At 69.3% G+C, this 25099-nt stretch carries 21 protein-coding genes; 13 read left to right on the top strand and 8 right to left on the bottom strand.

Translation table 11 applies throughout. From position 1 onward, the window contains the following. The first annotated feature begins 2 nt into the window (after window positions 1-2). Together JGR78_RS14855 and JGR78_RS14850 are read left to right on the top strand one after the other, a co-directional pair. Entirely contained in the window at window positions 3-1097 is a 1095-nt protein-coding gene (locus JGR78_RS14855) for an efflux RND transporter periplasmic adaptor subunit (RefSeq protein WP_182791766.1), read from the top strand. Beyond that, complete coding sequence (locus JGR78_RS14850) at window positions 1094-4210, top strand: efflux RND transporter permease subunit (protein ID WP_182803234.1); 3117 nt, start codon at window positions 1094-1096, stop codon at window positions 4208-4210. The genes JGR78_RS14855 and JGR78_RS14850 overlap by 4 nt, the downstream gene beginning before the upstream one ends. Window positions 4211-4299: 89 nt before the next feature. Here the strand turns inward: JGR78_RS14850 and recQ are convergent, their stop codons facing one another. Further along, on the bottom strand, window positions 4300-6321 hold the full coding sequence (gene recQ / locus JGR78_RS14845; protein WP_182803237.1) for a DNA helicase RecQ: 2022 nt from the start codon (window positions 6319-6321) through the stop codon (window positions 4300-4302). Continuing rightward, window positions 6321-6614 carry a YggT family protein gene (locus tag JGR78_RS14840; protein ID WP_182791763.1) on the bottom strand — a complete coding sequence of 98 codons (294 nt, stop codon included), beginning with the start codon at window positions 6612-6614 and terminating at the stop codon, window positions 6321-6323. The genes recQ and JGR78_RS14840 overlap by 1 nt, the downstream gene beginning before the upstream one ends. A gap of 143 nt (window positions 6615-6757) precedes the next feature. Between JGR78_RS14840 and JGR78_RS14835 the strand changes: the two genes are divergently transcribed. The 5 genes from JGR78_RS14835 (at window position 6758) to JGR78_RS14815 (ending at window position 11230) form a co-directional block, all read left to right on the top strand. After that, complete coding sequence (locus JGR78_RS14835; RefSeq protein WP_182803240.1) at window positions 6758-7333, top strand: acyl-CoA thioesterase; 576 nt, start codon at window positions 6758-6760, stop codon at window positions 7331-7333. Window positions 7334-7377: 44 nt separating this feature from the next. After that, window positions 7378-8736, top strand: a complete 1359-nt coding sequence (locus tag JGR78_RS14830; protein WP_182803242.1) for an MFS transporter — start codon at window positions 7378-7380, stop codon at window positions 8734-8736. Between the two features lie 17 nt (window positions 8737-8753). Next, the gene (gene mepA, locus JGR78_RS14825) at window positions 8754-9590 is read left to right on the top strand and encodes a penicillin-insensitive murein endopeptidase (RefSeq protein WP_182791798.1); all 837 of its coding nucleotides are present in this window, start codon (window positions 8754-8756) and stop codon (window positions 9588-9590) included. Beyond that, window positions 9566-10465 (top strand): esterase-like activity of phytase family protein, encoded by a 900-nt coding sequence (locus tag JGR78_RS14820; protein WP_182803244.1) that lies wholly within the window; start codon window positions 9566-9568, stop codon window positions 10463-10465. The genes mepA and JGR78_RS14820 overlap by 25 nt, the downstream gene beginning before the upstream one ends. Before the next feature lie 159 nt (window positions 10466-10624). Then, window positions 10625-11230, top strand: a complete 606-nt coding sequence (locus tag JGR78_RS14815; RefSeq protein ID WP_182791759.1) for a queuosine precursor transporter — start codon at window positions 10625-10627, stop codon at window positions 11228-11230. A 306-nt stretch (window positions 11231-11536) separates the two neighbouring features. On the opposite strand, the gene JGR78_RS14810 is transcribed toward JGR78_RS14815, so the two are convergent. After that, window positions 11537-12721 carry an acetyl-CoA C-acyltransferase family protein gene (locus JGR78_RS14810; RefSeq protein WP_182791758.1) on the bottom strand — a complete coding sequence of 395 codons (1185 nt, stop codon included), beginning with the start codon at window positions 12719-12721 and terminating at the stop codon, window positions 11537-11539. Between the two features lie 159 nt (window positions 12722-12880). On the opposite strand from JGR78_RS14810, the gene JGR78_RS14805 reads away from it, so the two are divergent. Next, window positions 12881-13468, top strand: coding sequence for a lytic transglycosylase (locus JGR78_RS14805; RefSeq protein WP_182791757.1), 588 nt, complete (start codon window positions 12881-12883; stop codon window positions 13466-13468). Window positions 13469-13474: 6 nt separating this feature from the next. Here JGR78_RS14805 and JGR78_RS14800 read toward each other — a convergent pair whose 3' ends face one another. Next, window positions 13475-14071: an outer membrane lipoprotein carrier protein LolA gene (locus JGR78_RS14800; RefSeq protein WP_182791756.1), complete on the bottom strand. Its 597-nt coding sequence runs from the start codon at window positions 14069-14071 to the stop codon at window positions 13475-13477. Window positions 14072-14163: 92 nt separating this feature from the next. Further along, window positions 14164-15390: a UbiH/UbiF/VisC/COQ6 family ubiquinone biosynthesis hydroxylase gene (locus JGR78_RS14795; protein ID WP_182803246.1), complete on the bottom strand. Its 1227-nt coding sequence runs from the start codon at window positions 15388-15390 to the stop codon at window positions 14164-14166. Between the two features lie 281 nt (window positions 15391-15671). Between JGR78_RS14795 and JGR78_RS14790 the strand changes: the two genes are divergently transcribed. From JGR78_RS14790 to JGR78_RS14775, 4 genes are all read left to right on the top strand, one after another. Beyond that, window positions 15672-17000: an amidase gene (locus JGR78_RS14790; protein WP_182803248.1), complete on the top strand. Its 1329-nt coding sequence runs from the start codon at window positions 15672-15674 to the stop codon at window positions 16998-17000. A 90-nt stretch (window positions 17001-17090) separates the two neighbouring features. Further along, window positions 17091-18272, top strand: a complete 1182-nt coding sequence (locus JGR78_RS14785) for an aminotransferase class I/II-fold pyridoxal phosphate-dependent enzyme (RefSeq protein WP_182803251.1) — start codon at window positions 17091-17093, stop codon at window positions 18270-18272. Between the two features lie 7 nt (window positions 18273-18279). Then, complete coding sequence (locus tag JGR78_RS14780; RefSeq protein ID WP_182803253.1) at window positions 18280-20895, top strand: DNA translocase FtsK; 2616 nt, start codon at window positions 18280-18282, stop codon at window positions 20893-20895. A 20-nt stretch (window positions 20896-20915) separates the two neighbouring features. After that, a complete protein-coding gene (locus tag JGR78_RS14775) occupies window positions 20916-21707 on the top strand; it encodes a DUF2268 domain-containing putative Zn-dependent protease (protein WP_182803256.1) in 792 nt (263 codons plus the stop codon). Window position 21708: 1 nt separating this feature from the next. On the opposite strand, the gene JGR78_RS14770 is transcribed toward JGR78_RS14775, so the two are convergent. The 3 genes from JGR78_RS14770 to ribA form a co-directional block, all read right to left on the bottom strand. Next, the gene (locus JGR78_RS14770; RefSeq protein WP_182803258.1) at window positions 21709-22326 is read right to left on the bottom strand and encodes a rhomboid family intramembrane serine protease; all 618 of its coding nucleotides are present in this window, start codon (window positions 22324-22326) and stop codon (window positions 21709-21711) included. A gap of 101 nt (window positions 22327-22427) precedes the next feature. After that, on the bottom strand, window positions 22428-22958 hold the full coding sequence (locus JGR78_RS14765; RefSeq protein ID WP_182791797.1) for a L,D-transpeptidase: 531 nt from the start codon (window positions 22956-22958) through the stop codon (window positions 22428-22430). Window positions 22959-23127: 169 nt separating this feature from the next. Further along, window positions 23128-24189, bottom strand: coding sequence for a GTP cyclohydrolase II (ribA, locus tag JGR78_RS14760; protein WP_182791744.1), 1062 nt, complete (start codon window positions 24187-24189; stop codon window positions 23128-23130). A gap of 136 nt (window positions 24190-24325) precedes the next feature. Here ribA and JGR78_RS14755 point away from each other — a divergent pair, with 136 nt between their 5' ends. Beyond that, window positions 24326-25012, top strand: a complete 687-nt coding sequence (locus JGR78_RS14755; RefSeq protein WP_182791742.1) for a response regulator transcription factor — start codon at window positions 24326-24328, stop codon at window positions 25010-25012. Window positions 25013-25099 lie beyond the last annotated feature (87 nt).

The following is a 25099-nucleotide window of genomic DNA, read 5'->3' as shown; positions in this document are numbered from 1 at the left end:
GGATGCGTCTGGCCCTTTTTCTGGCGCTCGGCCTGTTGGCGGCGGCCCCCGCGGGGGCCTTCACCCTGCACTTCGGCCCGGCGCGGGCCGGGACGCCGCCCCTGCCCCGCCCGGTCGTCACCGAAATCGTCACCAACGGCGACAGCCGTCCCGTCGGCCGCAGCATTCCGGGGGTGGTCACCGCCGCGACCGAGGTGCAGATGGCCTTCCAGACCCTGGGCCGGATGATCGAACGGCGCGTGGACATCGGCGACCGGGTGAACCAGGGGGACGTGCTGGCCCGGCTCGACCCCGAGGATCTTGCCGGCGCCACCCTTGCCGCCGAGGCCGCGCTGGCGGCGGCCGAGGTGAACCTGACGACCGCCGACAACACCGCCGCGCGGGCGCAGGCGCTGCTGGACCGCGACGTGACCTCGACCGCCCAGCTTGAACGGGCCGAGCAGGCGCTGTCGGCCGCGCGCTCGGCGCTTGAACAGGCGCGCGCGCGGGTGGAAAGCGCCCGCGACGCGGAACGCTTTGCGGTGATGAGCGCGCCGGTTTCGGGCGTCGTCAGCGCCGTGCGGGCGACGCCGGGGGCAGTGGTCGCGGCGGGCGATCCGATCCTGACGCTGTCCTCGGAAGACCGCATCGAAGCCCGCATCGACCTGACCGAGCCCGAGCTTGCCGGGCTGGCGCCCGGCGCCCTGTTCCTGGTCTGGCGCGACCACGAGATCGAGCAAGGCGTCCGGGGAGAGGTCAGCCGCATCTCGCCGGTGGCCGACCACCTGACCCGCACCCGCCGCGTCCATATCGCCCTGCCCCCCGGCACCGGCTTTCGCCTGGGCAGCCTGATCCGCGCCGGCCGCGTCACCTCGCGCGCAGCAAGGCTGTCCGTGCCGGCATCGGCGCTGGTGGAAAGGCCCGAAGGCCATGCCGTCTGGGTCGTGGCCCGCGAGGGCGAGACCGCCCGCGTCACGCTGCAGGTCATCGTGACGGGCGCGCGGCTTGACGGCCGCGTCGAGGTGATCGGGGGACTTGCCCTCGGGGCCGAGGTGGTCGTGCGCGGGGTCAACTCGCTGGCGGACGGGCAGGCGGTCGGGCGCCGGGTCGATCCATGAGCCGCCGCGGCTTCAACCTTTCGGACTGGGCGCTGCGGCACCGCTCGCTCGTGTGGTTCCTGCTGATCCTTTCGATGATCGCGGGCACCATGGCCTATCGCGCCCTGGGACGCGAGGAAGACCCCAGCTTCACCGTCAAGGTCATGGTGATCACCGCCGCCATGCCCGGCGCCACCACCGACGAGATGATGGGCCAGGTCACCGACCGGATCGAGACCAAGCTGGAGGAGCTGGACCAACTGAAGCTGACGCGCTCGGTCACGCTGCCGGGGCTGGCGGTCGTCTATGTCGAGCTGCTGGACAACGTGCGCGGGCAAAATGTCCGGCGAAGCTGGCAGCGCGTGCGCAACATGATGGACGACCTGCGCCCCGAGTTCCCGCAGGAATTCGCGGGCTTCCAGTTCAACGACAGCTTCGGCGACGTGTTCGGCAACATCTACGCCTTCACGGCGGACGGCTTCACCCCGCGGGAACTGCGCGACCGGGTCGAGGCAATCCGCAAGCAGGTGGGCGCCCTGCCCGCCGCCGGCAGGACCTCGCTTCTGGGGGTGCGCGAGGAACAGATCTACATCGAGTTCTCGCCCGCCCGGCTGGCGGCGCTGGGGCTGAACGAATCGCAGGTGCTGCAGACGCTGGCCGCGCAGAACGCCATCGCCCAGGCGGGGATCGTGCAGGCCGGCCCGGAACAGGTGCTGCTGCGCGTCGGCGGCCAGTTCGACACCGCCGAGGCCGTCGCCGCCGTCAACCTGCGGATCGGCGACCGCTTCTTCAACCTGGGCGAGGTCGCGACGGTGCGCCGCGCCTATGCCGACCCGCCCGCCACCATCTTCCGCCACAACGGCCGTGACGCCATCGGGCTGGAAATCGCCATGCGCGAGGGCGAGAACATCCAGAGCTTCGGGACCGATCTGGACGCGCTGATGGCACGCATCGCGCTGGACCTGCCCATCGGCATCGAGATGCACAAGTTCGCCGACCAGCCCGAGGTCGTCCGCCATGCCGTCGGCACCTTCGTCAAGGCGCTGGCCGAGGCGGTGGCCATCGTCCTGCTGGTCAGCTTCCTCAGCCTCGGGCTGCGGGCGGGGCTTATCGTGACGCTGACCATCCCGCTGGTGCTGGCGATCACCTTTGTCGTCATGCAGGTCTGGGGGATCACCCTGCAGCGGGTGTCGCTGGGGGCGCTGATCATCGCGCTGGGCCTGCTGGTCGATGACGCCATGATCGCCATCGAGACGATGATCTCGCGGATGGAGCTTGGCGAAAGCCGGGAACAGGCCGCCAGCTACGCCTGGACCTCGATCGCATTCCCGATGCTGACGGGGACGCTGGTGACGGTCGCGGGCTTCATCCCGATCGGGCTGAACAGCTCCATGGCGGGCGAGTTCACATTCTCACTGTTCGTCGTCATCGCCGTCTCACTGGTGATAAGCTGGATCGTCGCGGTGCTGTTCGCGCCGCTTCTGGGCGTGACCTTCCTGCCCCGCGCGCTGAAACATCAGGCAGGCCGCGTCAGCCGCCTGCGCCGGGCCTTCCACGCGATGCTGCGCTGGTCCATGCGGTTCCGCTGGATCACCATCGGCGTGACCCTTCTGCTGTTCGCCGCCTCGGTCTGGGGGATGCGCTTCGTCGAGCAGCAGTTCTTCCCGCCTTCGGACCGGCCCGAGTTGCTGATCGACGTCACCGAACGGCACAATGCCTCCATCGCCCGCACCGACGCCTCGATCGCGAATCTCGAAGCCTTCCTGGCCGAGCAGCCAGAGGCGCTGTTCTGGACAAGCTATGTCGGACGCGGCGCGCCGCGCTTCGTGCTGGCGCTGGACATACCGACGCCGGGGCCGTTCATGGGGCAGGTGCTGGTCCAGACCTCCGACATCGCCGCCCGCGACGCGCTGAAGGAAAAGATCGGCCGGTTCGCGGAAAGCCGGATGATCGGCACCGACATCTATGTGAAATTCCTGGAGGTCGGTCCCCCGGTCGGCAAGCCGGTGCAATACCGCGTCAGCGCCAGCGACCCGGCGGAAGCGCGGGACGCCGCCCGCGGCCTTGCCGCCGTGCTGGCGGGCGAGCCGCGCCTGCGCGACATCGCGCTCGACTGGAACGAGCCCGCGCGGGTGGTCCGGGTCGAGGTCGATCACGACCGCGCCCGCCGGCTGGGGGTATCGAGCCAGGACATCTCGAACACGCTGGCGACGGTGTTCTCGGGGCTCACCGTCACCCAGTTGCGCGACGGGATCTTCCTGATCGACGTGGTGGCGCGCGGGGTCGAGGCCGACCGCCAGTCGCTTGAATCGATCCACAACCTGGAACTGGCCACGCCCTCCGGCACGCCGATCCCGCTGGCCGGACTGGCGCGGCTGAGCTTCGACACCGAGCAGCCGCTGATCCTGCAGCGAAACGGCGTGCCGACTGTCACGGTCAAGGCGGACGTGGCGACCTCGGACCAGCCCGCGACGCTGGTGGCTGCGCTGGCCCCGCGGGTGGCGGACTACGCGGCCGGGCTGCCGCCCTCGGTTTCCATCACGGTGGGGGGGACGGTTGAAAGCTCGGCCGAAAGCCAGCAGCCCATCGCGGCGGTGGTGCCGCTGATGCTGCTGGCGATCGCGCTGCTGGTGATGATCCAGATGCAGAGCTTCCGCCTGTCGCTGATCGTCTTCGCCGCGGCCCCCTTGGGGCTGATCGGGGTGGTGGCGACGCTCCTGCCCTTCGGCGTGCCCTTGGGATTCGTCGCGATCCTCGGCATCCTTGCGCTTGGGGGCATCCTGATCCGCAACTCGATCATCCTTGTCCACGAAATCCAGTCGCTGCTGGACCGCGGCCGCAGCCGGTGGGACGCGGTGTTCGAGGCCTCGGACAGCCGCGCCCGGCCGATCCTGCTGACGGCGGCTGCCGCGAGCCTTGCGCTGATCCCGATCTCGCGGCAGGTGTTCTGGGGTCCAATGGCCTATGCCATGATGGGCGGCATCATCGCGGGGACGCTGATCACGCTGCTGTTCGTGCCGGCACTTTATTGCGTCTTTTTCCGGGTGCGCGAGCCGCAGGGTCAGGCTTCACCCTCAGACCGCAGGCCAGCCCCCGGACCTCCGGGATATTCGAGACTGTCCGAAGAACCCTGAGCATGTTTTGGACGGTCACAAATATCCTCCGGGGGAGTCGCCGGAACGGCGACGGGGGGGGCGGACAGCCCCCTGCGGCGCTGAAGTCGTCAGTCCGCCGCGATCTCTTGCGCGAAGGCCGCGCCGAAGCGGTCGAGCCTTGCGGCATCCAGATAGCGCGACAGATCGCGCGGCCGATCCTCGGCAATGCGGCGCAACTGGCTGGCTGTCAGCGACAGGGGCTTTCCGGTGCCGTTCTCGCCGCGGGCGAGCCGCTGGGCGGTTTCAGCCAGCCGGTCGTAAAGCGCGCCCGAGGCGCGGCCCGCCAGCGCCCGGCGCGCGGGGTGCATGGCGGGGATCTCGCCCGCGATGACCGACAGGAACGCCGCGCCATAGCTTTCCAGCTTCTTGGCACCCACGCCGTTGATGCGGGCCATCTCGTCCAGTGTCGAGGGCCGCGCCTGCGCCATCTCGATCAGCGTGCGGTCGGGGAAGATGACATAGGCGGGCACCCGCTGCGCCTCGGCCAGCGCCCGCCGTTTGGCTTTCAGCGCCGACAGAAGCGGCGCATCCTCGTCATCGACCTGGGTGCGGACGACGGTGGCGGGTTTCGCGCGCCGGATCAGGTCGCGGCGCAGGGTGACGGGGGTTTCGCCGCGCAGCACCGGATGGGCGGCGGCTGTCATCCTCAGACCGCCGTGGCGCTCGGGGTCGGGGCGGATCAGGTCGTGGCCCAGCATCTGCCGCAGGATCGCCTGCCATTCCGCCTTGGACGTGGCCTTCCCCACCCCGAAGGTCGGCAGCTTGTCATGGCGGCGCTGGGTGATCTTGTCGGTGACATTGCCGGTCAGCACGTCGATGATGTGCCCTTGCCCGAACCACTCGCCCGTCCGCAGGATCGCCGACAGGGCCATGCGGACGGGCTGGGTCGCATCGAAGACCTCGGGCGGGGTGTCGCACAGGTCGCAGTTGCCGCAGGGCTCGGCGGTTTCCCCGAAATAGGCGAGCAGGTGCTGGCGGCGGCAGGCCACGGCTTCCGCCAAACCAAGCAGGGCATTCAGGCGGCCGTGGTCGGCTTCCTTCCGGGCGGGCGGCGCGAGGCCCTCGTCAACCTGCGTCCGACGCAGGCGGATGTCGTCGGGACCGTAGAGGGTCAGCGTTTCCGCAGGTGCCCCGTCGCGGCCCGCGCGGCCGATTTCCTGATAGTAGGATTCGATCGACTTCGGCAGGTCGGCGTGCGCCACCCAGCGGATGTCGGGCTTGTCGATGCCCATGCCGAAGGCGACGGTGGCGGTGACGACCAGCCCGTCCTCGCGCTGGAAACGCGCCTCGACCTCACGGCGCAGGTCGGCCTCCATCCCGCCGTGATAGGCGACGGCCGCGATGCCGGCGGCGTTCAGCGCGGCTTCCAGCGTCTCGGTCCTGGCGCGGGTGGCGCAGTAGATGATGCCGGACTGGCCGCGGCGGGCGCTGGCGAAGTCCATGATCTGGCGGCGCGGGCTGTCCTTGGGCTGGAAGGCCAGATGGATGTTCGGCCGGTCGAAGCCGCGCAGAAAGGTCAGGGGCGCGCGGCCATCGAACAGGCGCGCGACGATCTCCTCGCGCGTTTCCGCATCCGCGGTGGCGGTAAAGGCGGCCAGCGGCACGTTCAGCGCGCGGCGCAGGTCGCCCACGCGCAGGTAGTCGGGGCGGAAGTCGTGGCCCCACTGGCTGACGCAATGCGCCTCGTCCACGGCGATGGCGGTGACGCCCGCGCGCTTCAGCATGGGGATGGTCCCGCCGGACGCGAGCCGCTCGGGCGCCATGTAGAGCAGCTTGAGGCTGCCTTCGGACAGCGCCCGATAAACCTCGTCGCTTTCCGCCTCGGTGTTCCCCGATGTCAGCGCGCCCGCAGCCACCCCCGCCTCGCGCAAGCTCCGCACCTGGTCCCGCATCAGGGCGATCAGCGGAGAGATCACCACCGTCACGCCCTCGCGCATCAGCGCCGGCAACTGGAAGCACAGCGACTTGCCGCCGCCTGTGGGCATGATCGCCAGCACGTCGCGGCCTTTGGCCACGGCCTCGACGATCTCCTGCTGGCCGGGGCGGAATCCGTCGAAGCCCCAGACCTGCCGCAGCAAGTCCCCCGGCATCAGTAGCCCAGGAAGAACCCGGCGTTGTTCACCAGAGCCCGCTGCAGGATGATGATGCCGATGAAGACCACCAGCGGCGCAAGGTCCAGGCCCCCGAGATCCGGCAGGATGTTGCGGATCGGGCGATAGAGCGGTTCCAGCAGGCGCGACAGCCCGTCCCAGATCTGCCGCACCAGCGGCTGGCGCAGGTTCAGCACGTCGAAGTTGATGAGCCACGACATGATGATATGCGCGATCATGATGAACCACAGCACATCCAGGATCAGCATCAGCGCCTGAAACAGTGTCGTCATCCCGTGGTCCGCCCTTTTTCTCTTGCGCGCCTGAGTTAGGTCAGCCGGCACCGTCGCGCAAGCGCCCGCGCGCAAGACCGCGGCGTCGTGATTGACGGGGGCGTGCCCGCTCTCTAGCCCCGTGCGAAAAAGGAATCCGGCCCATGTATCCCATCCTGCGCTTTCTGGGCGAGGTCGCCTCGGCCCGCCGCGCCCCCCGGCTGGGGCCTCTGGACCCGCATGTCTCAACGCACCGGATCTCGCTGCTTGACCTCGATCCGTGGCGCGAACTGAACAACGGCCGGACGCTGACGCTTTATGACCTGGGCCGGATTCCGATGGCGATCCGGCTGGGCATCACCGAGACGCTGAAGAAGAACGGCTGGGGCTTCACCGTGGCGGGCAACACGGTGCGTTACCGCCGCCGGATCAGGGCATTCCAGCGCATCACGCAGGTGTCGCGGGTGATCGGCTGGGACGACCGCTTTGTCTACATGGAGCAGTCGATGTGGGCCAAGGGCGAATGCCTGAACCACATGCTGCTGCGTGTGGCCATCGTCGGCGGCGCGGCGCGGCGCGGCATGATCGCCCCCGCCGAGTTCATGGCCGCCATGGGCTATTCCGACCCGAGCCCGCCCCTTCCCGACTGGGTCGCGGCCTGGATCGAGGCCGACGCCCGGCGCCCATGGCCGCCCGTTCTGCCACCGATCACCGATCGCACCGACGACTTGCCAGCATAGGGCACCTGCGGCCTTATGCGCCGCGCATGGGCATGGGGACGGCGATGGACCGCAAACGCATCTGGGGCTGGTGGTTCTTCGACTTCGCCAGCCAGCCCTATGCCACACTGCTGCTGACCTTCATCTTCTCGATCTACTTCGCCGAGGTCGCGAGCGCCCGCTTCGTCCTTGAAGGTGCGGACCCCCGGCAGGCGGGCGCGCAGGCGCAGGCGCTGTGGGGCTGGGGGCTGGCGCTGGCGGGGGTCGCGATCGCGGTGCTGGCCCCCGTCCTCGGGGCGGTGGCCGACACCACGGGGCGGCGGATGCCGTGGATATGGCTGTTCTCTGCCTTCTATGTCGCAGGCGCGGCGGGGCTGTGGGTGCTGGCGCCCGGCGGCAGTGCGCTGGTGGCGGCGCTGGTCTTCTTCGGCCTCGGCCTGATCGGGATGGAGTTCGCCACCATCTTTACCAACGCCCTGATGCCGACGCTGGGAAGCCGGGACGAGATCGGCCGCATCTCGGGTTCGGGCTTCGCCTTCGGCTATGTCGGCGGCGTGCTGGCGCTGGCGGTCATGCTGGGTCTGTTTGCCGAAAGCGCGGTCACGGGACTCACGCTGCTGGGGAAGCCGCCCGCGCTGGGGCTGGATGCTGCTGCGCGCGAGGGCACGCGCTTCGTCGGTCCCTTCACCGCGCTGTGGTATCTCGTCTTCATGATCCCCTTCTTCCTGTGGGTGCGAGAACCACGCGGCATTGCCCGCCCCCTGCGGCTGGGGGAGGCAATGCGCGACCTCGGGACCTTGCTGCGCAGCCTGCGGCACCGGCGCTCGCTGGCGGCGTGGCTACTGTCGTCGATGTTCTCGCGCGATGCGCTGAACGCGCTTTACGGCTTCGGCGGGGTCTATGCAGGGACGGTTCTAGGCTGGCCGGTGATCCTGTCGGGCATCTTCGGCGTCGTCAGCGCCCTGTCTGCCGCCGTGATCTGCTGGATTGGCGGCCGCGCCGACCGGCGCTGGGGGCCAAGGCCGGTGATCGCCGCCTGCACGCTGGTCCTGATCGCGGTCTGCATGCTGGTCGTGGGCATGGACCGCGCCAGCATCTTCGGCGTCGCGCTTCTCCCCGGGTCGCGCCTGCCCGATGCGCTTTTCTTCTCCTGCGGCGTCGCCATCGGCGGCGCGGGAGGGGTGGTGCAGGCCGCAAGCCGCACCATGATGGTGCGCCACACCTCGGCCGAAAAGGCGGCGGGCACCTTTGGCCTTTACGCGCTGTCGGGCAAGGCCACGGCCTTTCTCGCGCCTTTCCTGATCGCCGTTGTCACCACGGCAACAGGCAACCAGCGGCTTGGCATCTCGCCCCTGATCGTGATGTTCCTTCTGTCGCTCGCCCTGCTAAGCTGGGTAAAATCCGAGGGAGAACCCGAGCAGTGATCCGCAACCTCAAATCCATGCTGGCCGCCCTGGCCCTGTCGGCGCTGGCCCTGCCTGCCGCCGCCGACCCGCTGGCCAAGGATGTCTTCGGCGCCTTCCGGCAGTCGAACGGAGGCCCGGCGGGCGCCTTCGGCGGCTATTCGCGCGGCTGCGCCACCGGCAACGTCGCCTTGCCCGAAACCGGACCGACCTGGCAGGCGATGCGGCTGTCGCGGAACCGTAACTGGGGGCACCCGCAGTTGGTCGATTTCCTCGTGGGTCTGTCGCAGCAGGCGACCCGCCACGGCTGGGCCGGGCTTTACATCGGCGACATGAGCCAGCCGATGGGCGGGCCGATGCTGACCGGCCACGCCAGCCATCAGATCGGGCTGGACGCCGACATCTGGATGCTGCCGCCCGCCTCGCTGCAACTGACACCCTCGCAGCGGGAAAACATCTCGTCGCAGTCGGTGGTGGCCAGGGGCGGCACGCAGCTCAGCCCGCTGTGGTCGGCCAGCCATCACGCGATTCTGCGGGCGGCCGCGTCCGACCCGCGCGTGGCCCGCATCTTCGTCGATCCGGTGGCGAAGCTGGCGATGTGCCAGTCCGAACGCGGCAACCGCGCCTATCTGCGCAAGATCCGCCCCATCAATGGACATGACTATCACTTCCACGTCCGGCTTTCCTGCCCCAACCAGGGCTGCGAGGATCAGGCCGCCCCACCCCCCGGCGACGGCTGCGAGGAAGCCGCGCAGTGGATCCGCAACCGGATCGACCCAGCCCCGCCCGCGCCTGCGGACCCGAACTACCGCCATCCCCGCAGCTATCGGCTGAGCGAGCTTCCCCGGACATGCCAGGCCCTCGTCGCGCGCTGATCTCGGCGGCGTTGGGACTGGCGCTGTCGGCAGGGGCAGCGGCCCCGACCTGCGCCGATATCACGGTCGAATATCTGGGCACCCACGTCTGGACCGGGGCCGACGAGGATTTCGGCGGTTTTTCGGGGATTGATGTTTCCGCCGACGGCTTCAGCTACACGGTGCTGTCCGACCGGGGCACCGTGCGCTGGGGCAGCATCCTGCGCGATGGCCAGGGCCGCATCCGGTCGCTGTCCACGGCAGGCCGGGCGCGGCTGCAGGACAGCACCGGCACCAAGCTGCGCCCGGGCTATCTGGGCGATGCCGAAGGGCTGGCGATCGACGGGGAAGGCCGGATGTTCGTCAGCTTCGAGGGGCTGGACCGCATCGCCCGCTTCGACGACCCCGACGGCCCTGCCACCCGCATCCCCCCCGCGCCCGAGTTCCAATCCCTGCTGCGGAACGCCGGGCTTGAGGCGCTGGCGGTGACGCCCGAGGGTGACCTGCTGACCATGCCGGAACGCTGGAACTCGCCCGAGCCGCTGACCCCGGTCTGGCGCTTTCGCGACGGGGCCTGGTCCACCGCCTTCCATCTGCCCCGCGACGAACGCTGGGCCCCGGTCGGCGCCGATGTCGGCCCGGACGGCAGGCTTTACGTCCTTGAGCGCGACTTCCGGGGCCTGCGCGGCTTTGCCAGCCGGGTGCGCCGCTATGCCATGGACGACGCCGGCCTCGGCCCGCCCGAGCCGATCCTCGAAACCAGCCTGATGCAATTCGACAACCTCGAAGGCATCGCAGTGTGGGCGGACGGACAGGGCATCCGCATCACCATGATCTCGGACGACAACTTCCTGTTCGTCCAGCGCACCGAACTGGTGGAATACCGCATCCGCTGAATCCGGCCCGTTCTTCATCGCCCAAATATCCGGGGAAGCGCGGAGCGCAGGGGCAAAGCCCTCCCTTCCTTGACTTTCCCGCCCGCAGGGCGTAGCCGCCTGCCGTCCCGTTCCGCGGGGCCGAGTTCTTCCGCCACCTTGTAAAACGGAAAAAATCCGATGCGCCCGATCCTTCCAGCCATCCTCGCGATGGCCGCGACCGTCCTTGCGTCGAACATCCTCGTGCAGTTCCGCCTGGGCGACTGGCTGACATGGGGGGCGCTGACCTATCCGGTGGCCTTTCTCGTGACCGACATCACCAACCGCGTCCACGGGTTGCAGGCCGCGCGCCGGGTGGTGGTCGCGGGCTTCGTGATCGGCGTCTTCTGTTCGCTGGTCGCGGCGGCGGGCGGGGGGACCACGCTTCGCATCGCGCTCGCCTCGGGCACGGCCTTCCTGCTGGCGCAGCTTCTGGACGTGTGGCTGTTCGACCGGCTGCGCCACCGCGACTGGTGGCAGGCGCCCTTCCTGTCCTCGGTGGTCGGGTCGGTGGTGGACACGGTGCTGTTCTTCACCATCGCCTTTGCCGTGTTCCTGCCCGCCGATGCCAACACCGGCTGGTCGAACGAAGCCGTGCCGCTCTTGGGCGCAGGCCCCATGGCGCCGCTGTGGATGTCGCTGGGCGTGGCCGACTGGGCGGTCAAGATGGCGCTGGCGCTGCTGGCCCTTGTGCCTTTCCGGGTGCTTGTCCGCAAAATATTGTCAGGCCCCGCCAGCGGCTATTGACTTGTAGCCGGCCTGTGCCAACCTTCACCCCACGAGTAACATTGAAAGGAGGTGGTCCAGTGTCGAGAGTGATGTTGGAGAGAGGAACCGGGACAGCCAGGGGGGTCGCCGCCTGAGGGCAGCCCCGAGGGTGAAGAACCCTTGTCTGGGACGGATCATCCATCCCTAACCGGACCATCTTCCTGATCTCGCGGGCCGTCCCAAAGGGGCGGCCCGTTCGAGTTTCCGGCGCCCGCTTGTGCGGGAAGGCATGAAAAAACCCCGGCCGCCTTCCAGCAGCCGGGGTTTCCTGTTTCAGGGCAGGCGTCAGATCCGCTCGATGGCCAGCGCGATGCCCTGGCCACCGCCGATGCACATAGTGATCAGCCCGCGCTTGCCGCCGGTGCGCTCAAGTTCGTAAAGCGCCTTGACGGTCAGGATCGCGCCGGTCGCGCCGATCGGATGGCCCAGCGCGATGGCGCCGCCATTCGGGTTCACCTTCGCCTCGTCGAGGCCGAGGCCCTTGTTCACCGCCACCGCCTGCGCCGCGAAGGCCTCGTTCGATTCGATCACGTCGAAATCGTCCACGGTCAGGCCGATCTTTTCCATCAGCTTCTGGACGGCCGGGATCGGGCCGATGCCCATGACCTCGGGCCGGACGCCCGCATAGGCATAGCCGAGGAAGCGGGCGCGGGGCTTGAGGCCGGCGCGCTCGGCCGCATCCGCGCGGGCCAGCACGATGGCGGCGGCGCCGTCGTTGATGCCGCTGGCGTTGCCTGCGGTCACGCTGCCGCCGTCCTTCTTGAAGGCGGGGCGCAGACCGGCAAGCGCCTCGGCCGAGGTCTTCTTCGGGTGCTCGTCGGTGTCAAAGGTGACGACGCCCTTGCGGGTCTTGATCTCGACGGGGACGATCTGGTCCTTGAAGCGGCCTTCCGCGATGGCACTGGCGGCGCGGGACTGGCTTTCCAGCGCGAAGGTGTCCTGCTCGTCGCGGCTGATCTGGTGCTCGGACGCGACATTTTCAGCGGTCACACCCATGTGGCCCGTGCCCATCGGGTCGGTCAGCGCCCCCACCATCATGTCCAGCACCTGCTGATCGCCCATCTTGGCGCCGTGGCGCATCGAGGGGACGATATAGGGCCCGCGGCTCATGCTTTCGGCCCCGCCTGCCAAGCCGAAATCGGCGTCCCCCAGCATCAGCGACTGCGCGACCGAGGCGATGGCCTGCGCGCCCGAGCCGCACAGCCGGTTCACGTTCATCGCCGGGGTGGTTTCCGGGATCCCCGCGTTCAGCATCGCCACCCGCGACAGGTACATGTCGCGCGGCTCGGTGTTGATGACATGGCCGAAGGCCACGTTGCCGATCTGGTCGGGCGAGACGCCCGCGCGTGCCATCGCCTCCTTGGCGACGGTGGTCGCAAGCTCGATCGGCGGCACGCTTGCCAGGCTGCCGCCAAAGCCGCCGATCGCGGTGCGGACGCCCGACAGGATCACGATGTCGCTGTCTGCCATTCTCAAATCCCCCTCGGACAAAACTGTCGGGCCAAGCTTAACGAGGCGGCGCGCCGGGTGACAAGGGGCACTGTCCCGCCGATGCTGACGCAAAGGCGATTTCCCCGCCGGGCCATAATCCCTAAGATGTCCGAAAAAGAAAAACCGGGGGCACAGGCAATGAACACCTATCTCAAGCTGGCCATCGTGATGCTGGTCGCGTCCTGCGGCGGCGGCGGAGGCAACTTCAAGGCGCCGCGCGATCTGGACAACGCCTGCTCGATCGTGGCGCAGCGCCCGGCCTATCTGCGGGCCATGAAAGCGTCAGAACGGCGCTGGGGCGTGCCGGTGGCGGTGCAGATGGCCTCAATCCACCAGGAATCGAAGTTCATCGGCGACGCCCGCACCCCGCACCAGTTTGCGCTGGGCATCATCCCGATCGGAAGGCAAAGCTCCGCCTACGGCTATTCGCAGGCGCTGGACGGGACGTGGGAGGAATACCTGAAGGAAAACGGCAAGCGCCGCGCCCGCCGCGACGACATCCGCGACGCCACCGACTTCATGGGCTGGTACATGCACGGCACGGCGCAGCGGCTGGGCATCCCCAAGAACGACGCGGCGAACCAGTATCTCGCCTATCATGAGGGCCGCTCGGGCTTTGCCCGCGGCAGCCACATGTCAAAGCCGTGGCTGCTGGGGGTCGCCGGGCGGGTGCACCAGCGGGCGGGGATGTATCAGGCGCAGCTTTCGGCCTGCGGGCGCGCCTGACCGGGTTCAGTTCCGGCGCTGTGCCTCGCTGGTGATCGAAAAGCGCGAGGCGGGGATCTGCACGCCCTTCTGCATCTCGCCCAGGATCACGGTGGTCTTCTTGCCGGTGTCGTCGGTGACGACCCACTGGCGCAACTCGGTCGGGTTGGCGGTGAAGACCATCTGGATGTTGCCGTATTCCGGGTGCTGAGGGTCCTGCGCGGTCACCACGGTCGTGTTCTTGCGTTCCGTGTGCCCGATGACGGATCCGCTGCGCGCAAGGTTCACGTTGTCGGCGAGGATGATGTTCAGGGGCGTGCGCGCCAGCGGATACTGCTGCGCGCCCGAGTTCGACTTGCGGTCGAAGACCGCCACCGTCCCGCCCGAAGCCAGCACCAGCGTGCTGTCGCCCTGGTATTCGAACCGCACCCGGCCGGGGCGATGGATATAGACGCGGCCCGGCGTGACCGAGCCGTCGGCATTCACCTGGGTGAAGTCCGCCACCACCGTCTTGAGACCGTTGAGGTAGCGCGAGATTTCATTGAGCGAGATCCTCTCGGCCGCCGCGGGCAGCGCGAAGATCAGAGCGAAGGCGGGCGCAAGAGCGAGAGAGCGAAGGTTCATGAGCGATGTGATACCGCCTTTCCAAGGACTTGCACGTCACGATAGCGGGACGGCACGGGCCCGAACGCTCGCGTTCCGGTGACGGTTCCGGGCTACAGCGGCCGCCCCGTCAGCAGCCGGGGCATCATGGGCGCGAGTGACAGCCCCGCCGCCTGCCGCATGAAGGCGCGGCGCAGGGGAGGGATGGCGGTGACGATCCCCATCCCAAGACCCCGCGCCTGCCGCAGAAGCGGCAGGTCATTGGAAAACAGCGTGTTCACCCCGTCCATGCCGAGGCCCAGCGCCGTTGCATCGAATCGCCGCCACCTCTGGTAGCGCCCCAGCACATCCGGCGCGCCGATATCCTCGCCGCGTCGGGAAGCCTCGGCCACGACCTCGGCCAGCGCCGCCACGTCCCGCAGCCCGAGGTTCAGCCCCTGCCCCGCGACGGGATGGACCCCGTGCGCGGCATCCCCCACCAGCGCGATGCGCGGCGCGACATAGGCTTCGGCCAGGCTGAGGCTCAGCGGATAGGAGAACCGCGGCCCGGCCAGCCGTATCTTGCCCAGATAGTCGCCGAAGCGGGGGCGCAGCACGTCGAGGAACGCGTCATCCGGCAACGCCGCGATCGCCCGGGCATTCTCGTCCGTCTCGGACCAGACGATGGAACTGCGGTTGCCCGGCAGCGGCAGGATCGCCAGAGGGCCGGTCGGCATGAAATACTGCCAGGCCACCCCGCCATGCGGCTTTTCGTGATCGAGCGCGCAGACCAGCGCCGTCTGCCCATAGCCATGCCCGCGCCGGGTGATGCCAGCCCGCGCGGCCACGCCCGAGCCGCGCCCGTCCGCGCCGACCAGCAGCCGTCCGGTCAACGCGCGCCCGTCGTCCAGGGTGACCGCGACATGGCCGGGACGCTCGTCCTGCGCGACAACCTGACGGCCGGGCAGATGGGTGACGCGGCCCGCCATCGCCTCGACCAGTGCTGCGTAAAGGAAGCGGTCCTCCAGCATGTGGCCGACTGGTCCTTCCTCGATCTCGGCCGAATCGAAGATCAGGTGGAACGGTCCCGCGCCCTCGCCGGGCTGCCCCTGCGCCGCCTCGACCCGCAGGATCGGCTGGGCCTTGTCGGCCAGCCCCTTCCACAGCCCCAGCGCCGTCAGCAGCCGCCGCGAGGCCAGCGCCAGAGCATAGGCGCGCCCGTCGAAGCCCACCTCGGCCCTTGCCCGCACCGGCCGCGCGTCGATAACGGCGACCGACAGCCCGACCTCGGCCAGCGCAAGCGCCAGCGTCGGGCCGTTCAGCCCGCCGCCCGCAATGATGACATCGTGATCAACAGCCATGGCACGCACCCTAACCGTCCGCCCCGCAACCGTCCATGCGGCGCAAGCGCCTGCGCATCTTCTTTCCGGCCGAAATGCCGCGGGGCTTCCGAGCGCCCGGAACAGGTGGTGGATCAGAAAACAGCCATCAAGGCTGTTTTCCCGCCGAATGGGTCCAGTGGACTGTTTTCGGCGAGGAAGGGGCGAGGAAGGGGAGCAGCCCGGGCGGGCAGCGCCCCGGTCCGGCATTGCCGCCCCGGCCCTGCGCCGCTAGCGTGAACATAAAATTCAGGGAACATCGCATGGACTGGCTGAAAGCCTCGGCGACGGAACAGGGACGGGCGATCATGGCCGGGCTGGTCAGCCCCATCGATCTGGCCGAGGGCTATCTGGACGCAATCGAGCGCGCCCCCCTTGGCCCCCGCATCTTTGCCCGCACCACGCCCGACCGCGCCCGGGCCGAGGCCATCGCCGCCCATGACCGCGCCAGGGCGGGTCTGCGGCGCAGCCTGCTGGACGGGGTGACGCTGGCCTGGAAGGACAACATCGACAGCGCGGGCGTGGCGACCGAGGCCGGGTCCATGCTGCTGGAAGGCCGCATCCCCGACCGCGACGCGGCGCTGCTGGAAACGGCGACCCTGCAGGGGGCGATCTGCCTTGGCAAGACCCACATGACGGAACTGGCCTTCTCGGGCCTCGGGCTGAACCCGACCGTGGCCACCGTGCCCAACGCCTATGACGCGGACCTTGTCGCCGGAGGCTCCTCGGGCGGATCGGCGGTTGCGGTGGCGATGGGGCTTGCGGCGGCGGCGATCGGGTCGGACACCGGCGGCTCGATCCGCCTGCCCGCCGCCTGGAACGGCATCGTCGGCTTCAAGCCCACGCCCAGCGCGGTGGACATGACCGGCATCCTGCCGCTCTGCCGCCGCTTCGATGTCGTGGGGCCGATGGCCCGCACTGTCGAGGACTGCGCCGAGATCTTCGGGCTTCTGCGGGGCCACCCCGCCCCCGACCTGCGCGGGGCGTCCGCCCGCGGGTTGCGGCTGATGGTGCTGGACGGCCTGCCCTTCGAGGACGCGCGCGAGGAACCCGTTGCCGGTTTCGAGGAAGCGGTGCAGCGGCTTGCGGCGGCAGGCGTCTCGATCACCCGCGCGGCGCCCCCTTGCGTCACCGACGCCGCCGCGCTTTCGCCCACGCTCTTTGCCTCCGAAGCCTATGGCCTGTGGCGCGATCAGATCGAGGCCGCGCCGGAACTGATGTATCCCCCGATTCTCGAACGCTTCCGCGGCGGGCGCGAGGTCAGCGCCGCCGATTACGTCGCTGGATGGGAACGGCTGTTCCATCTGCGGCAGGACTGGGCCGCCACCGCTGCCCCCTTCGACGCGGTGATCCTGCCCACCGCCCCGACCCTGCCGCCCGAGATCGCCCGGCTGGAAGAGGACGCCGCCTATTTCGCCTCCCAGAACCTGCTCGCGCTGCGCAACACCCGCATCGGCAACTCGATGGGCCTGCCCGCGATCAGCCTGCCGACGGCGCGTCCAGCCTGCGGGCTGATGCTGATGGGTCCGGCAGGCGGCGACCTCAGGCTGCTGCGGGTGGCGCAGGCCGTCGAGATGGCACTACGGGACTGATCCCGCCCGGCCTTTGTCTGGACGCATCGGCGCTTTGCCGCTAGTCTTGCCGCAAAACGGGACGGCACGATCCCGTGATTGCGAGGCAGCATGGCATCTCCCGAGCGGTTCTCGAACCTGCCGGAATACGCGTTTCCGCGCCTGCGGAAGCTCTTGTCCAACGTGGCCCCCGGCCCCGATCCGATCGTCATGACGATCGGAGAGCCGCGCCATGGCATCCCCGATTTCGTCGCCCCGATCCTGTCGCGAACCGTCGATGAACTGGGTAAGTACCCTCCGAACGAGGGCACGCCCGAACTGCTGAAGGCGATCTCGGGCTGGCTTGCCACCCGCCACGGCATCGAGGTGCCGCCCGAGGGCATCACCATCGTCAACGGCACCCGCGAGGGTCTGTTCAATGCGGCCCTCGCGCTCTGCCCGGAACGCAAGAACGGCGCCACGGCGCGAATCCTCGTGCCAAATCCCTTCTATCAGGTCTATGCCGTGGCCGCCGCCGCCGTGGGGGCCGTGCCGGTCTTCGTCAACGCCACCGCCGAAACCGGCCACCTGCCCGATTTCGCCGGGCTGGATGCGGCCACGCTGGATGCGACAGCCATCTGCTATCTCTGCTCGCCCGCAAATCCGCAGGGCGCGGTGGCGGGCCGCGACTATCTGGAACGGCTGGTCGAACTGGCCGAGCGCCACGATTTCCTGATCTTCGCCGACGAGTGCTATTCGGAGATCTGGCGCACCGCCCCGCCCCCCGGCGCGCTTGCCGTCGCAATGGGCATGGGGCTGGGCCACCGCGTCATCATGTTCAACTCGCTCAGCAAGCGGTCGAACCTGCCGGGCCTGCGCTCGGGCTTCATCGCGGGGGCACCCGAGCATATCGCCCGCCTGCGCGTGCTTCGCAGCTATGCCGGCGCCCCCGTCCCCTTGCCCCACCAGCGCGTCAGCGAATCCGCCTGGGCCGAGGAAGCCCATGTTCAGGCGAATCGGGCGCTTTATCAGGAAAAATACGCCATCGCCGACCGGATCTTCGGCAATGTGCCGGGCTACCAGCCGCCCGAGGGCGGGTTCTTCCTGTGGCTGCCCGCCGAGGACGGCGAGGCCGCCGCGCGGAAGCTGTGGGCCGAGGCCGGGGTGCAGGTGCTGCCCGGCGCCTACCTGGCCCGCGACACCGACCAGGGCAATCCCGGCCGCAGCTATGTCCGGGTGGCGCTGGTGGGTCCGACGGCAGAGACCGAGGATGCGCTGACCCGCATCCGCGACACGCTTTATGGAAAGGGGTAAGGCAGGCATGGCGAGCTGGCACGCGAGACACCGCGACCCGCTGTTCGACCAGACCACGCAAGTGGCGCTGCAGCGCCGCAGCAAGGAACTGGCGGGCGCCGGACTGATCGTGGCAGGCGTTCTGGTCGCCATGATACTGTTTTCCTACACGCCCGACGACCCCGGCGTGGGCACCGCGACCGACCAGCCGGCCCAGAACCTGCTGGGGCGGCTGGGCGCCTATATCGCCTCGGCCCTGTTCATGATCGTGGGGCAGGGAAGCTGGATGCTGGCGGTTTCGGGCATTTTCTGGGGCCTGCGCCTGATGCTGCACCAAGGCGAGGAGCGGCTGCTGCGCGGCGTCTTCACCCCCATTGCCATGGTGGTCGTGTCGGTCCACGCAAGCTCGCTGGTCCCGCCCGAGGGCTGGACGCAGAGCTTCGGCCTCGGCGGCTATCTCGGCGACATGCTGATGGGCGCGATGCTGGGCCTGCTGCCCGTCAGCGCCGCCGCCGGGCTGAAGATCCTGGCCTTCCTGACCGCGATCGGCACGGTGGCGATCGTGGCCTTCGTCCTCGGCTTCGACCGGCGCGAGCTGATGGGGATCGGCCGGTTCCTGTCGGCCGGGCTGGCGACCGCCTATGACCTGACGATGACCCTTCTGGGGCGGGGCGCAAGCGCCTCGGTCATCGCCGCCCGCGAGGTCCGTCGCCGGGCCGAGGCCTGGCGCCAGCGCACCGCCGCAGCCAAAGAGCAGGCGCCCGAGGCCTTGCCCGAGGCAGAGCCGGCGCCTTCGGGCATGTTCTCGCGCCTGCGCCCTCCACCCGAACCCGAGGTCCTGCAGCCCGAACTGGTCGAGCCTGACCCCCATTACGACGAGGCGACCGCCGCGCCGGATGCCGGGGAGGTCAGCGCCCGCATCACCGACGCCATCCGCCATCACCGCACCGATCCCGAGCCGGAGGCCCGCCAGCCGGCAGAGGACGGCCGCTCGACCCTGGCCGCCGTCACCGCGCGCCTGACTGGCCGCGCGCCGGTCCCCCCTGCCCCGCTGATGGAAAGCGTCCGGGCCGCCGTGCCGCCCCCGCCGCAAGCCGCATCCCCGCGCGAGCCGGCGCTGCCCGCGTCGTCCTTCGACAACAGCCTTTACGAACGCCCGCCACTGTCGCTGCTGGCCGCCCCCGCCACGGTCGAGCGCCACACGCCGAGCCAGGAAGCACTTGCCGAGAACGCCCGGATGCTGGAAGCGGTGCTGGACGACTATGGCGTCAAGGGCCAGATCACCGCCGTCCATCCCGGCCCGGTGGTGACGCTTTACGAACTGGAACCCGCACCGGGGCTCAAGGCCAGCCGGGTGATCGGGTTGGCCGACGACATCGCCCGATCGATGTCGGCGCTGTCGGCCCGCGTGTCCACCGTGCCCGGCCGCACCGTGATCGGGATCGAGCTGCCGAACCAGCGCCGCGAAAAGGTCGTGCTGCGCGAGATCCTGTCCTCGGGTCCCTTCGCCGACAGCGCCGTGCCGCTGCCGCTGGCCTTGGGCAAGGACATCGGCGGCGAGCCGGTGGTGGCGAACCTCGCCAAGATGCCGCACCTGCTGATCGCGGGGACAACCGGCTCGGGCAAGTCCGTGGCCATCAACACGATGATCCTGAGCCTGCTCTACAAGCTGACGCCCGAGGAATGCCGGCTGATCATGATCGACCCCAAGATGCTGGAACTGTCGGTCTACGACGGCATCCCGCATCTGCTGTCCCCCGTCGTGACCGACCCCAAGAAGGCCGTCGTGGCCCTGAAATGGGTCGTCTCGGAAATGGAGGAACGCTACCGCAAGATGTCCAAGATGGGCGTCCGCAACATCGAGGGCTACAACAGCCGCGTCCGCGAGGCGCTGGAGCGGGGAGAGTTGTTCCGCCGCACCATGCAGACCGGCTTTGACGAGGACACCGGCGAGCCGGTCTTCGAGACCGAGGAGTTCCAGCCCGAGACCTTCCCCTATATCGTCGTCATCGTGGACGAGATGGCCGACCTGATGATGGTCGCGGGCAAGGAAATCGAGGCCTGCATCCAGCGCCTCGCGCAGATGGCCCGCGCGTCCGGCATCCACATCGTCATGGCGACGCAGCGCCCATCGGTCGATGTCATCACGGGCACGATCAAGGCGAACTTCCCGACCCGGATCAGCTTCCAGGTGACAAGCAAGATCGACTCGCGCACCATCCTGGGCGAGATGGGGGCCGAGCAGCTTCTGGGCATGGGCGACATGCTTTACATGGCCGGGGGAAGCCGCATCACCCGCGTGCATGGCCCCTTCGTGTCGGACGAAGAGGTCGAAGAGGTCGTCACCCACCTCAAGTCCTTCGGCCCGCCGCAATATGTGTCCACCGTGATCGAAAGCCCCGAAGACGAACGGGACGCCGAGATCGACCAGATCCTCGCCAGCGACGGCTCGGACGACGCGCTTTACGATCAGGCGGTGGCGATCGTGGCCAAGGACCGCAAATGTTCCACCAGCTACATCCAGAGGAAGCTCGCCATCGGCTACAACAAGGCCGCCCGGCTGGTCGAGCAGATGGAGGAGCAGGGCGTCGTCAGCCCCGCGAACCACGTCGGCAAGCGCGAGGTTCTGGTGCCCGAGGTCTGAGCCTCGGTCACCGGCGCGCCATGCCCTACTGGCAGGTCCATTTCCTGAACGCCCGCCACGCGCTGACCGGCATCATGCCCGAGGTCAGGGCAGCCGTCGCCGAATCGGTGGCGCTGGCGACGGGCCACCTCGACCTGCCCGACTTCGACCTCGTGGTGCAGGCGGGTGACGGGGGGTCCGACTGGGGCGTCCTCGGCACCGCCCGCGCGCCGGGCGTGATCGAGCTGACCCTGTCGCCCGCGCGCTTCGCCCATGACCTTACGGTGCGGCGGATGGTGCGCGAGCTTCATCACCTCGTCCGGTGGGAACGTCCCGGCTATGGCCGCTCGCTGGGCGAGGTGCTGGTCAGCGAGGGGCTGGCCGGGCGTTTCGTCGCCCGCGTGCTGGGCGGACCGCCCGACCCATGGGACGCAACCACGCCGCCCTCGGGGCTGGCGAAGCGGGCGATGACGGAATGGGCCTGGCGCGATCTCGACCGCGGGCTGTGGTTCGAGGGCCGCGGCAACATCCGCAAATGGGCGGGCTACGGCCTTGCCCACCGGCTGCTGGCCGAGCATCTGTCGCGCGAGCCGGACCTCGACCCGCTGGACCTGATCCATGCCCCGGCCGAAACCCTGCGCCCCGCCATGCGGCGGCTGAGCGGCGCGCCCGAGGCCGAAGCTGATGAAGCGCCGGAACCCGCCGGCGACGCATCGGAAACAGACGCCGTCCCGCTGCCCGAACCTGACGTAGAGGCGCAGGGGACGGGCAGCGAACTACCAGCGCAGACCGAGGACTCCTCCGCTGACACGCGCGGGGAACCCCCGGCCTGACTCAGCGCCGCAGCCGAGGACGGTAAAGCGCCCCGATCACCACCCCGGCCAGCGCCCCGCCCAGATGCGCCTGCCAGGCGATGTTCGGCACCGCCAGCGTCAGCGCCACGTTCAGCAGGACGAACTGCAGGACCGGCCCGGCCAGCAGGCGCAGGCTGCCGCCCTTTGCAAGCTGGATGCGCGCGGCAATGGCGATCTCGGCCCCCGCCAGTCCGAAGATCGCGCCGGATGCGCCGACCACCGGATAGGGGCTGTCGGACAGCCACAACTGCACCACACCCGCCACCACCTGGGCCACGACGTAAAGCGCGACCATCGCGCCCCCCCGCATCGCCACCGACAGCGAGCGCGCCAGCACGTAAAGCGCCAGCATGTTCATCCCCAGGTGCAGCAGCCCGCCATGCAGGAAGCCGTAGGTGAGGAACATCGTCACCTGCTGGCCGGGAAACATCGGCCTGACATCCTGCAGAAGCTGCGGCCAGAGCGCCCCGTGCAGCATCGCCCATTCCCGCAGCGCGGGCGACAGCGTCAGCAGGTGGACCGCGACGCAGGCGACGATCACGCCCATGAAGGCGCGGGGGACGGATGGGCGCAGGAAAGAGTCGATCCGGTCGGTCATGGCCTGAACATAAGGGCGGATTGCGCGGCGGGAAACCTGGCGCCGCCTGCCGGAAGGCGATTCACCCGCCTCCATCGCCGCCCCTGCGGGGAGGGCGCAACTCAGGCGCCATGGGCGACCGCGCCGCGCCTGCCCATGCGGCCCGCAAGCGTGGCGGGCACGATCAGCCTTGTGCCGGGCGGGGCAAGGCCGGCGATCCGCATCAGGTCGCGCCGTGAGAATGCGATGCAACCGGCCGTGGGATGGCGCGGGCGCCGCCACTGGTGCAGGAAGATGGCCGACCCCTTCCCCGCCCGGGCAACAGGCCAGTTCCAGTCCGTGACCAGCACCAGGTCGTAAAGCGGATCGGGCCGCCGCAGCCGCTCGTGGCTGGCGGCAAGGGGCGCCCGCACCCAGCGGTTATAGGCAGGATGGCCGCTGTCATCGCACCAGAGATCGCCGGGACCGATGGGCTCGGCCCAAGGCGCGGGCCGCGCGATCCGGTCGGGGCGATACAGCAGCCCGACGATCCGGTGGACGCCTGCGGGGGTCGCGCCGTCGCCCTCGCGCTTGGCGGCCGAGACGCCGGCGCGGCCAATGCCGCAGGGGATCAGGCGGCCCCCGAAACGCAGGCCAAGGGGCGTCAGGACCATGTCGTCCCTCTGCGCGATGGGCGCAGACCGGGGCCGATCCGGGGCGCGGCAGGCGTCCCCTGCCATCTGCGGGTGCAGGGTCATGGCCGATCCTCCATCTCGGTTCGGAAAACCGCAATGGCGGGGCGCGGCCGGGACGGACGCTGCCCATGGCCTGCAGGCTGCCGCCTCACAGCAGATGCCCCGACTTGTCGCGCTTGATCGTCAGGTATGCGTCGTTCCAGCGGTTGCGGCCGACCTGAAGGGGGACGCGCTCGACCACCCGGATGCCGTGGCCTTCCATCATCGCCACCTTGCGCGGGTTGTTCGTCATCAGCCGCACCGCCGAGAATCCCAGCCGCCGCAGCATGGCGGCGCCAAGGCGGAAGTCGCGCTCGTCGTCCTCGAAGCCCAGCCGGTGGTTCGCCTGCACCGTGTCGAAGCCCTGGGCCTGCAGGTCATAGGCACGCATCTTGTTGGCAAGGCCGATGCCCCTGCCTTCCTGGTTGAGATATAAAAGCACCCCCGCGCCCTCGGCCCCCATCGCCGCCAGCGCCGCGTGCAACTGCGGGCCGCAGTCGCATTTGAGGCTGCCCAGCACGTCGCCGGTGAAGCAGGCCGAATGCAGCCGAGCCAGCACGGCGGCATCGCGGGGCGGCTCGCCGATCTCGATGGCGTAATGCTCGTCGCTGCCGTCGTCGGGTCGCAGGATGTGCAGGCGGGTGTGCTCGGCCGCCGCAATGGGCAGGCGGGCGGCGGCGACAGGCGACAGCGCCGCCTCGGCGGCAAGCTGCGCCAGCGTCGGGCCGGCGGGCAGGACGGTCAGGCCGGGGGGCGGAGCATCAACCGGCACCACCAGCACGGCGGGCAGAAGCTGCGCCGACTTCGCCAGCGCCAAGGCTGCGCGGTGGGGCGCGGGGTCACCATCGCGCCGGGTGAACAGCGGCCCCTTCATCGGCACCCGCAGGTCATCCGAGGGGTCTGCCACCGCCCGCAGCCATGTCAGGTCGGCGTCCGGGGGCAACTCGACCCGCGCCAGATCGCCGTCATAGGCCCGCGCCTTCAGCGTCTCGGCCCGGCGGTCCGTCAGCGCCACCACGGACTTGCCGAATCCCCGAATCCCCGCCAACCGGGCCGGCGACAGTGTCTCGACTGCCGCCGCCAGATGGCCGTCGATCACGACCGGCAGCCCCACCCGCAGGTCGGTGCGGGCGCGGCTGATCGTCTCGGTCAGGGTGGGCAGCAGGGTCATGGGGCGGGCAAATCCTGAAACAATCCGTAACATAAGGGCGCCCCGCGACAACTGCTTGTGAGAAAGGTTTCAACCCGCTGGACGCCGGGCATCCCTGCGCCATCTTGCCGCCAAAGCGCAACCGATGGAGGCTGCAATGGCCGGACTGAAGAAGATCCTTCTTGTGGACGACGAGGAAGACCTGCGCGAGGCGCTGGCCGAGCAACTGGTCGCGACCGAGGATTTCGACGTCTTCGAGGCCGGCACCGGCGCCGAGGCGGTGGAAAAGACCAAGGGCGCGATCTTCGACCTGGTGGTTCTGGACGTGGGCCTGCCCGACACCGACGGGCGGGAACTCTGCAAGCGGCTGCGCAAGCAGGGGGTGAAATGCCCCATCGTCATGCTGACGGGCCACGACACCGACGCCGACACGATCCTCGGCCTCGATTCGGGGGCGAACGACTACATCACCAAGCCGTTCAAGTTCCCCGTCCTGCTGGCCCGCCTGCGCGCCCAGTTGCGCACGCACGAGCAGTCCGAGGACGCGATCTTCCAGCTTGGGCCTTATACCTTCAAGCCGTCGATGAAGATGCTGATCGACGGCAAGGACCGCAAGATCCGCCTGACCGAGAAGGAAACCAACATCCTCAAGTTCCTGTACCGCGCGCAGGACGGGGTCGTGCCGCGCGACGTGCTGCTGCACGAGGTCTGGGGCTACAATGCGGGCGTCACCACCCACACGCTGGAAACCCACATCTACCGCCTGCGCCAGAAGATCGAGCCGGAGCCGTCCAACGCGCGGCTGCTGGTTACGGAAAGCGGCGGCTACCGGCTGGTGGCCTGAGGCGGGAACCGCACCGCCCCCCGCGCGTTGAACGGACGAAGCCCAGTGGCCGGGGACGCGGCCACATTCCTCCCTCCCTGTCTTACT

Origin of the sequence: Paracoccus sp. MC1862 (assembly GCF_016617715.1) — a bacterium.
GTDB lineage: Bacteria > Pseudomonadota > Alphaproteobacteria > Rhodobacterales > Rhodobacteraceae > Paracoccus.
Note: the sequence above shows the minus strand (reverse complement) of the source record. Positions and strands in the feature narration are given on the sequence as shown.

Excerpts from the sequence above, each read along its gene's own strand:
- JGR78_RS14855 (WP_182791766.1), top strand. The coding sequence starts at position 3 with ATGCGTCTGGCCCTTTTTCTGGCGCTCGGCCTGTTGGCGGCGGCCCCC.
- JGR78_RS14850 (WP_182803234.1), top strand. The coding sequence starts at position 1,094 with ATGAGCCGCCGCGGCTTCAACCTTTCGGACTGGGCGCTGCGGCACCGC.
- recQ (WP_182803237.1), bottom strand. The coding sequence starts at position 6,321 with ATGCCGGGGGACTTGCTGCGGCAGGTCTGGGGCTTCGACGGATTCCGC.
- JGR78_RS14840 (WP_182791763.1), bottom strand. The coding sequence starts at position 6,614 with ATGACGACACTGTTTCAGGCGCTGATGCTGATCCTGGATGTGCTGTGG.
- JGR78_RS14835 (WP_182803240.1), top strand. The coding sequence starts at position 6,758 with ATGTATCCCATCCTGCGCTTTCTGGGCGAGGTCGCCTCGGCCCGCCGC.
- JGR78_RS14830 (WP_182803242.1), top strand. The coding sequence starts at position 7,378 with ATGGACCGCAAACGCATCTGGGGCTGGTGGTTCTTCGACTTCGCCAGC.
- mepA (WP_182791798.1), top strand. The coding sequence starts at position 8,754 with ATGCTGGCCGCCCTGGCCCTGTCGGCGCTGGCCCTGCCTGCCGCCGCC.
- JGR78_RS14820 (WP_182803244.1), top strand. The coding sequence starts at position 9,566 with ATGCCAGGCCCTCGTCGCGCGCTGATCTCGGCGGCGTTGGGACTGGCG.
- JGR78_RS14815 (WP_182791759.1), top strand. The coding sequence starts at position 10,625 with ATGCGCCCGATCCTTCCAGCCATCCTCGCGATGGCCGCGACCGTCCTT.
- JGR78_RS14810 (WP_182791758.1), bottom strand. The coding sequence starts at position 12,721 with ATGGCAGACAGCGACATCGTGATCCTGTCGGGCGTCCGCACCGCGATC.
- JGR78_RS14805 (WP_182791757.1), top strand. The coding sequence starts at position 12,881 with ATGAACACCTATCTCAAGCTGGCCATCGTGATGCTGGTCGCGTCCTGC.
- JGR78_RS14800 (WP_182791756.1), bottom strand. The coding sequence starts at position 14,071 with ATGAACCTTCGCTCTCTCGCTCTTGCGCCCGCCTTCGCTCTGATCTTC.
- JGR78_RS14795 (WP_182803246.1), bottom strand. The coding sequence starts at position 15,390 with ATGGCTGTTGATCACGATGTCATCATTGCGGGCGGCGGGCTGAACGGC.
- JGR78_RS14790 (WP_182803248.1), top strand. The coding sequence starts at position 15,672 with ATGGACTGGCTGAAAGCCTCGGCGACGGAACAGGGACGGGCGATCATG.
- JGR78_RS14785 (WP_182803251.1), top strand. The coding sequence starts at position 17,091 with ATGGCATCTCCCGAGCGGTTCTCGAACCTGCCGGAATACGCGTTTCCG.
- JGR78_RS14780 (WP_182803253.1), top strand. The coding sequence starts at position 18,280 with ATGGCGAGCTGGCACGCGAGACACCGCGACCCGCTGTTCGACCAGACC.
- JGR78_RS14775 (WP_182803256.1), top strand. The coding sequence starts at position 20,916 with ATGCCCTACTGGCAGGTCCATTTCCTGAACGCCCGCCACGCGCTGACC.
- JGR78_RS14770 (WP_182803258.1), bottom strand. The coding sequence starts at position 22,326 with ATGACCGACCGGATCGACTCTTTCCTGCGCCCATCCGTCCCCCGCGCC.
- JGR78_RS14765 (WP_182791797.1), bottom strand. The coding sequence starts at position 22,958 with ATGGTCCTGACGCCCCTTGGCCTGCGTTTCGGGGGCCGCCTGATCCCC.
- ribA (WP_182791744.1), bottom strand. The coding sequence starts at position 24,189 with ATGACCCTGCTGCCCACCCTGACCGAGACGATCAGCCGCGCCCGCACC.
- JGR78_RS14755 (WP_182791742.1), top strand. The coding sequence starts at position 24,326 with ATGGCCGGACTGAAGAAGATCCTTCTTGTGGACGACGAGGAAGACCTG.